The organism is Mycolicibacterium chitae (genome assembly GCF_900637205.1).
Classification (GTDB): domain Bacteria; phylum Actinomycetota; class Actinomycetes; order Mycobacteriales; family Mycobacteriaceae; genus Mycobacterium; species Mycobacterium chitae.
The window spans coordinates 2569119-2581184 of sequence record NZ_LR134355.1 but is presented as its reverse complement, the minus strand read 5'-3'; the positions used below and the strand labels follow the sequence as shown (position 1 = coordinate 2581184).

General features: G+C 67.5%; 15 protein-coding genes and 2 pseudogenes. 8 read left to right on the top strand and 9 right to left on the bottom strand.

What is annotated here, in order from left to right:
• Positions 1 to 152: 152 nt before the first annotated feature.
• A pseudogene (locus EL338_RS12185) lies at positions 153 to 326 on the bottom strand (Fe-Mn family superoxide dismutase); the annotation flags it as partial.
• 173 nt (positions 327 to 499) lie between these two features.
• On the opposite strand from EL338_RS12185, the gene EL338_RS12180 reads away from it, so the two are divergent.
• Complete coding sequence (locus tag EL338_RS12180) at positions 500 to 2092, top strand: phosphatidylglycerol lysyltransferase domain-containing protein (RefSeq protein ID WP_126333988.1); 1593 nt, start codon at positions 500 to 502, stop codon at positions 2090 to 2092.
• 327 nt (positions 2093 to 2419) lie between these two features.
• On the opposite strand, the gene EL338_RS12170 is transcribed toward EL338_RS12180, so the two are convergent.
• Together EL338_RS12170 and EL338_RS12165 are read right to left on the bottom strand one after the other, a co-directional pair.
• Positions 2420 to 3670 (bottom strand): RNA-guided endonuclease InsQ/TnpB family protein, encoded by a 1251-nt coding sequence (locus tag EL338_RS12170; protein WP_126333987.1) that lies wholly within the window; start codon positions 3668 to 3670, stop codon positions 2420 to 2422.
• Positions 3671 to 3673: 3 nt separating this feature from the next.
• Positions 3674 to 3873, bottom strand: a pseudogene (locus EL338_RS12165) (hypothetical protein).
• A gap of 199 nt (positions 3874 to 4072) precedes the next feature.
• Between EL338_RS12165 and EL338_RS12160 the strand changes: the two are divergent.
• Positions 4073 to 4294: a hypothetical protein gene (locus EL338_RS12160; RefSeq protein WP_197721928.1), complete on the top strand. Its 222-nt coding sequence runs from the start codon at positions 4073 to 4075 to the stop codon at positions 4292 to 4294.
• Between the two features lie 10 nt (positions 4295 to 4304).
• Here EL338_RS12160 and EL338_RS12155 read toward each other — a convergent pair whose 3' ends face one another.
• On the bottom strand, positions 4305 to 5549 hold the full coding sequence (locus EL338_RS12155; protein WP_126333986.1) for an MFS transporter: 1245 nt from the start codon (positions 5547 to 5549) through the stop codon (positions 4305 to 4307).
• 7 nt (positions 5550 to 5556) lie between these two features.
• Complete coding sequence (locus tag EL338_RS12150) at positions 5557 to 6042, bottom strand: DUF309 domain-containing protein (RefSeq protein WP_126333985.1); 486 nt, start codon at positions 6040 to 6042, stop codon at positions 5557 to 5559.
• Between the two features lie 139 nt (positions 6043 to 6181).
• On the opposite strand from EL338_RS12150, the gene EL338_RS12145 reads away from it, so the two are divergent.
• Entirely contained in the window at positions 6182 to 7153 is a 972-nt protein-coding gene (locus EL338_RS12145) for an NAD-dependent epimerase/dehydratase family protein (protein ID WP_235666452.1), read from the top strand.
• A 12-nt stretch (positions 7154 to 7165) separates the two neighbouring features.
• Here EL338_RS12145 and EL338_RS12140 read toward each other — a convergent pair whose 3' ends face one another.
• Positions 7166 to 8290, bottom strand: coding sequence for a baeRF11 domain-containing protein (locus EL338_RS12140; RefSeq protein WP_126333983.1), 1125 nt, complete (start codon positions 8288 to 8290; stop codon positions 7166 to 7168).
• Between the two features lie 154 nt (positions 8291 to 8444).
• Between EL338_RS12140 and EL338_RS12135 the strand changes: the two genes are divergently transcribed.
• Positions 8445 to 8933, top strand: coding sequence for a TspO/MBR family protein (locus EL338_RS12135; protein ID WP_126333982.1), 489 nt, complete (start codon positions 8445 to 8447; stop codon positions 8931 to 8933).
• A 4-nt stretch (positions 8934 to 8937) separates the two neighbouring features.
• On the opposite strand, the gene EL338_RS12130 is transcribed toward EL338_RS12135, so the two are convergent.
• From EL338_RS12130 to EL338_RS12120, 3 genes are all read right to left on the bottom strand, one after another.
• On the bottom strand, positions 8938 to 9408 hold the full coding sequence (locus tag EL338_RS12130) for a CAP domain-containing protein (RefSeq protein WP_126333981.1): 471 nt from the start codon (positions 9406 to 9408) through the stop codon (positions 8938 to 8940).
• 107 nt (positions 9409 to 9515) lie between these two features.
• On the bottom strand, positions 9516 to 10373 hold the full coding sequence (locus tag EL338_RS12125) for a 3-hydroxybutyryl-CoA dehydrogenase (protein WP_126333980.1): 858 nt from the start codon (positions 10371 to 10373) through the stop codon (positions 9516 to 9518).
• An 88-nt stretch (positions 10374 to 10461) separates the two neighbouring features.
• On the bottom strand, positions 10462 to 10680 hold the full coding sequence (locus EL338_RS12120) for a hypothetical protein (RefSeq protein WP_126333979.1): 219 nt from the start codon (positions 10678 to 10680) through the stop codon (positions 10462 to 10464).
• 254 nt (positions 10681 to 10934) lie between these two features.
• On the opposite strand from EL338_RS12120, the gene rpmG reads away from it, so the two are divergent.
• The 4 genes from rpmG to EL338_RS12100 all read left to right on the top strand — a co-directional run bounded on the left by rpmG (position 10935) and on the right by EL338_RS12100 (position 12066).
• The gene (gene rpmG, locus EL338_RS12115) at positions 10935 to 11105 is read left to right on the top strand and encodes a 50S ribosomal protein L33 (protein WP_179967272.1); all 171 of its coding nucleotides are present in this window, start codon (positions 10935 to 10937) and stop codon (positions 11103 to 11105) included.
• Positions 11105 to 11410, top strand: a complete 306-nt coding sequence (gene rpsN, locus EL338_RS12110; RefSeq protein ID WP_126333977.1) for a 30S ribosomal protein S14 — start codon at positions 11105 to 11107, stop codon at positions 11408 to 11410. Before rpmG ends, rpsN begins: the two co-directional genes overlap by 1 nt.
• The gene (gene rpsR, locus EL338_RS12105) at positions 11410 to 11664 is read left to right on the top strand and encodes a 30S ribosomal protein S18 (protein WP_126333976.1); all 255 of its coding nucleotides are present in this window, start codon (positions 11410 to 11412) and stop codon (positions 11662 to 11664) included. The genes rpsN and rpsR overlap by 1 nt, the downstream gene beginning before the upstream one ends.
• Before the next feature lie 123 nt (positions 11665 to 11787).
• Complete coding sequence (locus EL338_RS12100) at positions 11788 to 12066, top strand: DUF1490 family protein (protein ID WP_126333975.1); 279 nt, start codon at positions 11788 to 11790, stop codon at positions 12064 to 12066.

The following is a 12066-nucleotide window of genomic DNA, read 5'->3' as shown; positions in this document are numbered from 1 at the left end:
GCCGGAGCAAACCCTGCGTCATCCCCTCGGCGCATCGACCGTCCATGTGTGAGTTGTGATGGTCTGACGATACCGGCTCACGAGGGTCCAGCGGGCGATCGGGCACACAGTGCGAACCGCACTCCCACCTGCTATGGGTCCCGCCGGGCGCGCTAGAAGATCAGGCCGGATGCCTTGGTGGTGGCCGCCTCGAACCGCGCCTGCACGTGCGCCCAATTCACGACGTTCCAGAACGCCTGGACGTAGTCGGCCTTCACGTTCTTGTACTGCAGGTTGTAGGCGTGTTCCCACCTGTCCACCTGCAGCAGCGGGATGATGCCCAGCGGGGGTCGAATATAGTCCGCTCACCTGTTCACATGTTCAGGTGTTCATCTGGTAGCGTCGCGGGCACGGGTCGGTCGTGGCGTTGCCGATGCAGCAGATCGTTTACCGTCTTGCCATCAAGGGGGTAGTTGGCGTCACGGCCGCCTGTTCACGCAGCCTCACTAGGCTGCGGGCCATGCCGCGCAGTCCGTTCTCTGTTTTCGCGGTGCTGTACACCGTGGCGTTGGTGTTGGAACTCGGCGACAACTGGACCGATCCCTGGTTCACCGGCTGCTTCGTGGCGGCAGCCGCGGTGGCCGTCGTCACCGGGATGACGCGGCTGAAGTTCCTGACGCTGCTCATCGGCTCGACGGCCTATTTCCTGCTGTTCCGGTTCCCGGAGGTGGCCAATCACGTCAACCTGATGCTGTGCCTGAACGTCGCGATGATCGCGGTGCTGGGCACCTCGCTGGTGCGGCGCCGCGGCACCGGAACCGACGCCGAGACGGACACCGAGAACGATTACGCGGCGATCGGCCCCATCCTGCGGATCGGCCTGATCCTGGTGTACGTCCTGGCCGGCTTCCACAAGCTCAACACCGACTACCTGGATCCCGAGGCCTCGTGCGCGACGAGCATTCTCGGGTCGGTGATCGGGACGATGGGGATGCCAGTACTCGGGGTGCCGATCGTCATCCCGGTGGCGCTGTGCGCGGCGCTGTTCGGCTATCGCCTGGCCCGCCGCGGCCGGTTCGCGCGCGCGGGAAACAGCTGGTTCACCGCCACCGTGGTGGGCCTGGGGATCGCCGGGATCGCCGCGGTGGCAGTGGTTCTGCTGAGCTGGCGACTCGGGCCGGTGGGCGCGGTGATCAGTGCCTTCGCGGCGGTCACCGTGATCGGCTGGGAACTTGTCGGCGGCCTGCTGCTCACGGTGCCCCGACTCCAGGCGGCGATCGTGGCGATCTCGCTGGCCATGCACGCCACCCTGGCACTGGTGGGATTCGTCGACTTCGGGGCGCTGGCGGTGGCGCTGCTGTTCAGCTTCGTCCCGCCCGCCTACCTGAGGGTGCTGATCGACGGCGGCGCAGTCGAGATCGGTCGGCGCACCGGGCACCGCGTGGGTCTCTACGCTGGGTTCGGTTTCGGCATCGCGCTGCTGTGCGGCATCGACGCGCTGCTGCGCCGGCTCCCGGAGATCGCCGTGGTCAGCGGACTGCTGTTCAACCTTGCCGTGCTGATCCTCATTTGGCCGGTGCTGGCCGCGGTGTGCGGTCCGGCGCCGCGACCGGTCTGGGGCGGCGTCCGGATCCTCGAGCGGCGCACCCCGGCGCCGCTCTATCTGGTGCCGGTGCTGCTGGTCCTGTTGGGCATGACGTCCTATCTCGGGCTGCGGACGGCCGGGAACTTCTCCATGTTCAGCAACCTGCGGACCGAGGCCGGCGCCTCCAATCATCTGCTGCTGTCCGGCAATCCGCTCAAACTCTGGGACTATCAGGACGACGTGGTGTGGATCCTCGACATCGATGACCGGCACGGCCGGATCATCCACCACTACGACGAGCCGCCGCAGGGGCACGCGCTGCCCGTCGTCGAGTTCCGCAAGTGGATCCACGACTGGACCCGGGCCGGGCACCGGGTCCCGATGACCTATGGCTATCGCGGCGAGGTGCACACCACCGCCGACATCGTGACCGATCCCCGCTGGCGCACCGAGGAGCGCACCCCGGCCATGGTCCTGCAGGATTTCCGCATCATCCAGCCCGGCCAACCCAATTGGTGCCGCTGGTAATCCGCTTGACCGCGGACGCAGGCGTTGGCCATCCTGGCGGCGATGCTCACCGCCGGTGGTGGCCCGGGCCCCGACCGTGCTGCCGCCGGCGTTCGTGGCCTCGCCCGAGCGGCAGGCCGCCCAGCAGCGTTCGGAACTCGCGGTGGCGGGCTGGCTGGCCGACCGGGACCATCCCGTGGTCGCGCCCAGCCCGCTGGTGCCGCGCAAACCCGTTCGGCACGAGGGTTTTTCGATGACGTTCTGGCAGTACGTCGAGGAGGTGCCGCGGACCCTTCTACAACCTCTTGACGTCCTCCCCGTGGCTGAAGCCGGGGGATTCCAACCGGTTCATGCTGCGGGTGCAGCAGTGGTGGGTTGGAGCAGTAATTCCTCGCGGTTTCCTGCTGGTTCCTGCTTCGGTGACCGCGCTCGGCCCGCGGGCCTCGGTTGGTCTTCACAGGCGGTGACCGCAAGCCCTGCGGCCAGAATGTTCTTCGCTGCGTTTACATCCGCGTGCTCACAATGCGTGCAGCGGGTGCACCGGAATACCGCTTGGCTCTCACGGGATCTCGGGTCCACATGCCCACACGCTGAGCAGCGTTGCGATGTGTAGGCCGCCGGCACCTTTTCCACGGCGGTCCCGGTGTAGCGGGCCGCCGAGGACAATGCCAACGCGAACTGATGCCACCCTTTGGACAAGATGGCGCGGTTGAGCCCGGACTTGGCTGCCACGTTGCGCCCGGGCGATTCGATCGTTCCTTTCGCCGATTTCGTCATCTGCTTGGTCTTGAGATCTTCGAGCACCACCACCGCGTTGGCGACCGCGAGCCGGTGCGCGACCTGAGCGGCGAAGTCCAGGCGCCGCCGCCGCTCCCGGGCCCGCACCGCCGCCAACGCGGCGCGAGTCTTGTCCCGATTGGTCGAGCGTTTCGCACACCGCGACAACTTGCGCTGCAACGCTATCCCCCGGCGACGCTCCCCAGGGGCCACAAACTGACTGTCGATCAGCTCCCCGTCGCTGGTCGCGATCGCCACCGCGACACCGCGGTCCACCCCCACCGCGCTACCCGGCGACACATGGGCCTCGGGGGTCTGGCGGCCGTCGTCGACCAGCACCGACAGGAACCAATGCCGGCCCTCTCGGGACAGGGTGGCCGAACGGAGCGTCTCGCCGTCGAGGCTGCGGCCCGCGCGGAACTTCACCCAGCCCAGCTTGGGCAACTTGATCCGGCCGTGGCGACGGTTGAGCTTCTCCACGGCCATCTTGTTGCCCTCGGGGAACCGGAACGACGGCGACCACCGACGCCCTGATCGCCACCGCACCCTGAAGGTGCCACGCTCACGACACGCCCGATCCAAGTCCATCAAGGTCTGCTGCAAACAATGCCCCGGAACAGCTTTCAACCACGAATGCTCAGTCTTCGCTTCGGCCAACTCCTTGGCCTGAGACTGATAGTTCATCCACGCCCCACGACGGCGATACTCACGACGCTGCTCGAGCCCGGTGTTCCAGACCGCCCGGCACGCCGCCCCGATCCGCTCAGCGTATTCGACTTGTTCGTCGGTGAACTCGACCCGAAACCGCCGCCCCGTCAACATCGTTCAACGAACCTTCTGCCACTCGACATAGCCATTGATCACCGACAACGACGCCCCGCCCACGGTGGCCACGAAATACGAGTTCGTCCACGCCGAACTTCCCTCCGACCCCCGATCACCTTCCGGCGTTACTTCGGACACCACACCACGCGATACGCACGCTCGAACGCGCTATTCACGTTCGACCGAAACGTAACACCCATCGCCGACAACATCAGACAGACTGCGCCTACCTAACACAGCAACACACCAGAACACAGACACCAATGACCACCCCAACCCCACACCTGACACGCTCACCCCCAGGCGCTGAAGCCCACAGTCCGCCGCGCTACGTTTCCCATCATCGGCACCGCGGACGGCGATCTGTGGTCCGACTTCGAGATGGTGACTTCGGGGGCCGTGGAATCCGATCTGGCAATGGCCGGCCCGGACGGGATCGAGGCCTACAACCAGACCGCGGTCGAACTGGGGCTGCGCCGCCTCGACGACCAGGTGTTGCGGGTGACCGAGGCCGCGGGCCGGTTGGCCGCCGTGGCGGCCCTGGCGATGGCACCCCAATTGCCGATGCTGCTCGACGCGCTCGCCCCGGTGGTCGACCAGTGGCGCGCGGCGCCGGGCTGAGCCCCGCCGATCAGGTTGTGCCCGGGCCCGCGGCGTCGCTCACGGTCTCGGGAGTGTCCAGGGTGACCCGGCCGAGGCGCCCCAGCAGCAAGAACAGCGCACCGCCGACGAAGGCGGCGACCCCGGCGAAGATCAGGAACCCGTTGAAACTCTGGCTGCTTTGCAGGGTGCGGCTCAGGATCACCGCACCCAGCGCCGAGGACACCCCGATGGCCGCCGAGAGGATGCTGAGCACGGTGCTGTAGATCTTCAGCGAGAAGCGCCGGGCCACCAGGTAGGCGATGACGTCACCCTCGGCGCCCCAGGCCGCACCCAGGCAGCACACCGCCAGCACCAGCGCGGTGAAGGTGTCCCAGGAGGTCGCGATGATCAGGCAACCGACGCCGGGCAGCGCCATCGCCACCGCGGCCACCAAATGCGGCGGCAGCCGGTCCAGGGCCACCCCGCAGACGAAGCGCCCGACGATCACGGCGCCGGCGAAGATCGACACCAGCAGGGCCACGGCCTCCCCGGACCCCACCGAGTCGCCGAGCACGACGCCGAGCTGGGTGGTGGTGATCGTGTGGTAGAGGTTGCACAGCAGCACCCCGCCCAACAGGATCCAGAAGACCGCGCTGCGGGCGATCACCCGGTAGTCCTGACCGGTGTGGGCGGCGCGTCGGTCCCGTCGCACGGCCGGGTCCTCGGCGGGCAGCAGCAACAGCGCCGCGGCCCCGACGACGGCGATGGTCCCGGCGATGAGCAGGCATCCCGCGCGCCAGCCGTGGTCGCGATTGACCGCGTCGACCACCGGCGCCCCCAGGGCGCCGAGCAGCGGCGGGCCCGAGATCGCGATCGCCAGCGCCAGCCCGCGCATCTTGTCGAAACAGGTCGCGACGATGCGGCTGTAGATGGCCGGAGTGGTCGCCACGCCCAGCGCGATCATCGCGACCGTGATCGCGAAGTACTGCCAGATGGGTCCGGACATCACCGCGTAGGCAGCCCAGCCCGCGGGTAACCCGATGACGCCGACGATCGCGATGCGGCGCACGCCGAACAGGTCGGTCAGCCGGCCGTACACCGGTAGGAACACGAACGTCAGCAGCGCGATGACCCCGGTCAGGGCGAACTCCGAACGGCTCCACCCGAATTCCGCGAGGAACTGCGGGGCCATCACCGCGTTCGTGTACGCGGTCAGGCTCAGCCCGGCACTGAGGCCGGCCGTGGCCGCCGCCAGTGGCCGCCAGTTGGTTCGCAGCTCGCCCAGGTAGCTCATCGCGCTCCTATGCCGTCGAGTTCGGCCGCAGAGCCGGCCGCAGCCGCTCGTCGGCAATGTCGTTGCCCTGCAGCAGATCCTCGATGAGGCCGCGACCGTGCCGGATCAGCCCGTCGGCGTCCACGCCGTGGGCGTCGGACACCGCGGTCTGCTCGAGCCCGCCGGTTGCGCGCCGCAGGACGGTGACGGCGCCCGCGGGATTCCCGCGCTGGATGTGGGTGATGCCGACGGCGAACTGCGCCAGCGCCTGCCACATCCGCCGCTCGGCCTCGGGCGCGTTCTTCCAGGCCGCCTCGAGGACCTCGTGGGCGTTGAACGCCAGCCCGCGGTCCAGCAGGTCCTGGGCGTAGGTCAGCGTCTCGGCGGGCGGCAGGATCAGATCGTCCGGTATCCGCGGAACGCCCTCGGCGCCGTAGGGCAGCGGGCGGCCGAGTTCGTCGCGCGGCCGCAGATTGCGCGCCTTGCCGAGTTCGTCGCGATCACGATCCGCCATCCGCCCATCCTGACATCACCGCCGAGGGCGGGGTTACCCGCGCCGAACCGGCGCGCCTACTGTAGCGCTTACGGTACCCTGACGCGGGTTGCGGGCGGACCGACGACAGGGGTCGACGAGTATGCGCAGAGCTTTGGTCATGGGCGCGAGCGGCAACGTGGGCGCCTGCGTCACCCGCCATCTGGTCGCCCGTGGCGACGACGTGCGCGTGCTGCTGCGGAAATCCAGTTCCACCAAGGGCATCGATGGTCTCGACGTGGAGACCCGCTACGGCGACATCTTCGACGCCGAGGCGGTCACGGCGGCGATGCGGGACCGCGACGTCGTTTATTACTGCGTGGTCGACGTGCGCGCCGAACTGCGCGACCCGCGCCCGCTGTTCCGTACCAATGTCGAGGGCCTGCGCCGCGTGCTGGACATCGCGTCCCAGGCGAACCTGCAGCGCTTCGTCTTCCTCAGCACCATCGGCGCCATCGCGGTGGGCCGCAACGGCGAGACCGTCGACGAGGACACCCCGTTCAACTGGGCCGACCAGGGCGGCTCCTACATCGAATCGCGCCGGCAGGCCGAACAACTCGTGCTATCCCAGGCGAGAGAGCGCGGACTGCCGGCGGTCATCCTCAATGTGTCCAACCCGTACGGGCCACCGGATTGGCAACCGCGCCAGGGCCTTTTCGTCAAGCTGGCGGCCCTGGGCAAGATGCCGTTTTACATCCGCGGTGTGGGATCCGAGGTGGTCGGCATCGACGACGCGGCCGAGGCGATGCTGCTGGCCGCCGACCGCGGGCGGGTGGGGGAGCGCTACATCGTCTCGGAGCGCTACATGACCCAGCGTGAAATGCTCACCATCGCAGCCGAAGCCGTCGGCGCCACGCCGCCCCGGTTCGGCATCCCGATGGCCCCCGTGCGCGTCCTGGGACGGGTCGTGGAGACCTTCGGGAGGCTCACCGGTCGCGAGGTCCCGATCACCAGTACCAGCATCCGACTCATGCGACTGACCTCACCGGCCGACCACGGCAAGGCCACCCGGGAACTGGGGTGGCGGCCCACGCCCACCGAACAGTCCATCCGGCGCGCCGCCGAGTTCCACGTCGCGCGCAGCGGTCGGTGAGTGAAACCGCCGTCAGCTCAGCGGGAATCGCAACTCCGCCACGGCGGTACCGGTCCAGATCGACGACGTGACCTCGTCGCTGCGGACTGCGATGGCCTGCCCGCCCTTGTCCAGCACGGTCACGGCGATCCGGGACAGCAGGTCATAGCCGTCGGGGGTGTAGCTCACCTCGCCCGTGGTGTCGTCGAGGAGTCCGAGGACGTCGACGGTGAAGTCGTACACCAGCGTCGAGACCGCGCCGGAGGCCGCCGCGCGGGCGATGTCGCCGATGTCGGTGGCCACCAACCCGCGGCTCACCGTGTCCGCGATCTCCCCGAGTCGGGTATTGACGAACTCGCTGTTGAGCTTCGGCAACGATCCCCGGATCGCGGTGTCGATCTGGTCGGGCCGGAGATCGTCGGGCGCGCCGGGCACGGCGACCAGACGGTGCTTGCCGTCGATGTTGCGATAGAAGTCGAGCAGCGGGTCGGTGGCGAACAGGTAGAGCGGCAGTTTGCGGTCCGGATCGACCTGTCCGAGTTCGGATTCCACCGCGTCGGCGACGCGTTTGGCATAGGTCTGCAGCAGCGTCTTCTTGCCCTCGTCGCCGACCAGCCGGCCGACCTGCTGGCGGCCCCGGATGGTGGTGCGGTTGGTGGCCTCGGCGGCGTCGGCGGCGTACTCCTCGCTCAGCGGCAGTTCCGCGGCCCGGCTCGACGGGGTCGCGTGCCACAGATTCCAGCCGTCGGCCGACAGCGTCAGCGCGTAGGCCTCCTGCGGCGTGGTCACCGCCCGCACCAATTGCCCGATGTCGAAGTACTGGCCGACCTGCAGCTGGGTCTCGAGGGCGTTGGGCAGCACGTACACCTGGTGCTGGTCCTCGGCGATGAAGATCGCCAGCGAGCGGGAAAGGCTGCGCCACAGCTCCGAATCCGCGATCTCGGCCCAGCGCTCCCGCAACTGATCCTCCACTGCATGCTTGGCGCCGGACTCCCGCACGGTCCGCAGCGCTCGGTCGACGGCGCTCTTGGCCGTCACCAACGCGTTCTCTCGATGATCGGGTCCGGGCGCCGTCTGGGCGTAGACCGTGATCGCATTCTGATGTTGGCGGCCGAGTTCGATCAGATCGGCGACGCTGGGCAATTGATAACGAAGCACAGTCACTCCTTCTCCGGTTTCCCGTCTCCACTCCCACCATAGGCACTTTTGGAGATGGCCACTTTTGAACCATCCACCGACCGGGTAGCTCCGAATACGTACCGAGGGGAGTAGTTCACCGGCGGGGGCCGGACAACGACAGGAGCAGCAGGTTATGCGGATCAAGACCCTTGGCGCGACCGCGGCGGCGGTGGGAGCGACGGCGATCGTGGGCGGCGCGGCCACCAGTCGCGACGTGAACTCCCCGTGGTACGCGCGGCTGCGTAAGCCGAGCTATCAGCCGCCCCCGAAGGTGTTCCCCATCGTCTGGCCGCTCCTCTACACCGACCTCGCGCTGGTCTCCACCGACACCATCGACCACCTGGCCGACACCGGCGAAGAACAGGCCGCACGCTCGTACAGTGCCGCGCTGGGACTCAATCTGGTGCTCAACGCGGGCTGGTCCTGGGTGTTCTTCAACCGGCACCGCCCCGGGTTGGCGGCGTTGACCGCCGGGGCGCTGACCGCCAGCAGCCTCGACCTGACGCGGCGCGCGGTGCAGACCCGTGGCGTGCGCGGGGGGCCGCTGGCGGCGTATCCGGCGTGGTGCGCGTTCGCCACCGTGCTGTCCACCCACATCTGGTGGCTCAACTGCCGGAGGTGAGCGGCTATCCCGTCCCGAACTCCACGACGGCGGTCAGCTTGGTGCCGTTGCGGGCGGTGGCGACACCGGCAGCGGTGAACGCACAGTTGACGATCAGTGCGCGGTGCGGCGGGCTGTTCATCCACCAGTCGAGAGCCGAGGCCGAGTTGGCGGCCGCCCCGGTGCCCCAGAAAACGATCTCGCCGGTGGATCCCGGTGCGGTGTAGCCTGCGGCGGTGATCCGGGCGCGCGGCGAAGAACCGTCCGAACCGGCGTGACCGCCCACCCCCGTCGCCAACATGTCGTTGGCGTGTCGCTGCGCCGCGGCGCTCAACCGCGGATCGGCAACGATCGGCGGGCACCCCGGGCGCAACCCGTTGACGCCCTGCAGCAGCGCCTCATCGGCATGGGCGGGGGAGCCGGCCAGGGCGCCGACGACGAGGAAAACGGCGGGGCACATCGAGGAGACGGCGACGATCCTGCGCTTCGTTCTCATGTCTGCCCTCGGAACTGGGCTCACCCGGACGGTGTCGACAATGCTACCGACTCGGGCCCGCGTGAAGGTCCGGAATCGGGCGACCGGTCAGCGGTCAGCGACTCGGGCTACTTCTTGGGGTAGGTGAAGAACCCCCGACCGGACTTTCGGCCGAGTTCGCCGGCCTCCACCTTGCGCATCAGCAGCGCTGGGGGAGCGTAGAGCCGCTCTTTGGTTTCGGCATACATCGACTCCGCGACCGCCATCGTGGTGTCGAGTCCGATCAGGTCCGTCAATGCCAGCGGACCCATCGGGTGGCCGCAGCCACCGACCATTCCCTGGTCGATGTCCTCAACGCTCGCCAGACCCGCCTCAGCCATGCGAATCGCCGACAACAGATAGGGGATCAGCAGTGCGTTGACGACAAAACCTGCCCGGTCCTTTGCCCTGATCGTGGTCTTGCCGAGCTGGTCGGCAGCGAATTCACGTGCTCGTCTCAGTGTTTCGTCCGAGGTGACCTCGCACGCGATGATCTCCACCAACGGCATCACCGGCGCCGGGTTGAAGAAATGTAGGCCAACAACGCGTTCGGGTCGCTCCGTGGCTGCAGCCACCTGCATGATCGGAATGGACGATGTATTGGTTGCGAGGAGCGCATCGGGTCGGGCGATCTTGCCGAGCTGCCCGAAGATCTCGGTCTTCACCGGCAAGCTCTCGATCACCGCCTCCACCACCAGATCCCGATCCGCCATCTCGGCCATGCTGTCGGTGAAGCGGATGCGTCCCCGGATCTCGTCGCACTCGGTCTGGCTGAGCTTCGCCTTGCGTACCGCAGTACCCAGGGACACCTCCAGCTTGCGCTCGGCCGCCTGGACCAACTCTTGATTGACTTCGCGGAGCACAACATTGCAGCCACTGCGAGCAGCTACTTCCGCGATGCCACATCCCATGATGCCGCCACCGATGACTCCTACGGCCGTTTCCAAGGTTCGCTCCCTTCAAGGACGCATCCATCCGACACCTTCGCCGGGTGCGCCGCGCGTTCTGGCGATGCTAGCTTAGCCGCCTGATCAGCTAGTATCCCGTCGCAGGAGGTCCTGCTTCGATGCCGAGCAGCCGTGGCTTCCGGGCATCGGATTCGTCGGGAGCGGCGGTGTCGAAGGTGAAGGCCGTGCTCATGACCTCATCGGCCCCGGTCCTTGCGATGAGTTCCTCGAGGCGCTCGCCGCCCTGATCCTCGGTGCCGATGATTACTGTCTTGGCGTGCTCGCCGACGATGCGCCGGCGGCGCATGGGTCAGCGCGTAGCCGCGGCCGGTCTCGAGGCTCATCGCCAGGTGGAGTTCGGCACGGTTGGTGCGGGGCGAAAGTCGTTGCGGTACCGCCCAAACGGTTCGTCGCGGGTCCTGACCGGCTATCAGCACTACGGGCGTCCGCATACCATCACACCCTTATTGGTAACGATTGTCATTAACTGCTCCATACGCTACCGTGTTGCCGTCCTCTTGTCGAAAACGATTTTCATTAGCGGCAACGCACGAAAGGGAGCTGATGGCCAAGAGCACCGACATCCGTCCGGTGGTGCGGCTGAAATCCACTGCGGGAACCGGATACACCTACGTCACCCGTAAGAACCGGCGCAATGACCCGGACCGGCTCGTGCTGCGCAAGTACGACCCGGTCGTCCGTAAGCACGTCGACTTTCGCGAGGAGCGCTGATGGCCAAGGTATCCAAGATCGTCGCCAATCAGCGGCGGCGGCAGCTGGTCGAGCGGTATGCCGAGCGCCGTGCCGAACTGAAAGATATCATCCGAAAGCCCTCCAGCACAACGGAACAACGCGCCGCGGCGCAGGCCGCGCTGCAGCGGCTGCCGCGCGATGCCAGTCCGGTTCGGCTTCGCAACCGCGATTCGGTGGACGGCCGTCCGCGCGGTCATCTGCGCAAGTTCGGGCTGTCGCGGGTACGGGTACGCGAAATGGCGCACCGCGGCGAGCTACCCGGTCTGCGGAAAGCGAGTTGGTGATGGCGGGCAGCCCGGCCAAGAAGCGGCGCCCAGCGCCGGTGGAGGTCAAACGGCCCAAGGTGAACAAGTTCAAGGCGTTGAACATCACCGAGGTCGACTACAAGGATGTCGCCATCCTGCGTACCTTCATCTCCGACCGCGGCAAGATCAGGTCGCGGCGGGTCACGGGCCTCACCCCGCAGCAGCAGCGTCAGGTCGCGATGGCCATCAAGAACGCACGGGAGATGGCGCTGCTGCCGTACGCGAGTTCGTAGTCCGCCGTTCTCCGAGATGAAGTCCGACAGCGGCCGCGGTGGGTCAACTCGACCGTCACGATGCCGTGTACCGGCAACCACGTTAGCCGTGAATCGAACGGCCGACACAACTAGGGTGGAGTAATGGTATTGCATGCGTTTCTTGCCAAGGCGGCGTCCACCGTCGTCACCGGCGCCGTGGGTGCCGCGGCTTATCAAGGGGTCAAGAAAGTGGTCGTCAAGGCCCCGGTCAGAGAGGCGTCGGTGACGGCGACGGCGTGGGCGCTGCGCGGGGTGCGCAAGGCCGAAGAAGGCGCGGAATCGGCGCGGTTGAAGGTCGCCGACGTGATGGCCGAGGCGCGGGAGCGCATCGGTGAGGAGGTCCCGCCGCCCGCCGTAATCGACCACGCCCACGATCACTGA